We start from the raw sequence: 222 nt of genomic DNA on the forward strand, positions 1-222 counted from the left end.
GCACCAAAACGACAAGCCTCAGAACTGCAAAGTTCTGAGGCTTTTTCGTTTCAGGCGCCCGCACAGGCCCGCACAGAGGCCGTGGCAATGGTTCAGGCGCTGGGCAACGGTTATTTTTCGATATTTTCATGGTTTTCCGTAAGCGTTCAAAAAGCACGCTATAATTCGAAGCTTGGCGGCTGTAGCTCAGCTGGATAGAGTACTTGGCTACGAACCAAGGGG

The 222-nt window shown here is 51.8% G+C and carries 1 protein-coding gene; it reads left to right on the forward strand.

The window, feature by feature from the left end:
- Positions 1–198, forward strand: a 198-nt coding sequence (locus tag IAE24_RS30535; protein ID WP_233626445.1) for a hypothetical protein, incomplete at its 5' end; no start/stop codon positions are given.
- Between the last annotated feature and the right edge of the window lie 24 nt (positions 199–222).

The organism is Delftia sp. S65 (assembly GCF_016516495.1).
GTDB lineage: Bacteria > Pseudomonadota > Gammaproteobacteria > Burkholderiales > Burkholderiaceae_C > Comamonas > Comamonas acidovorans.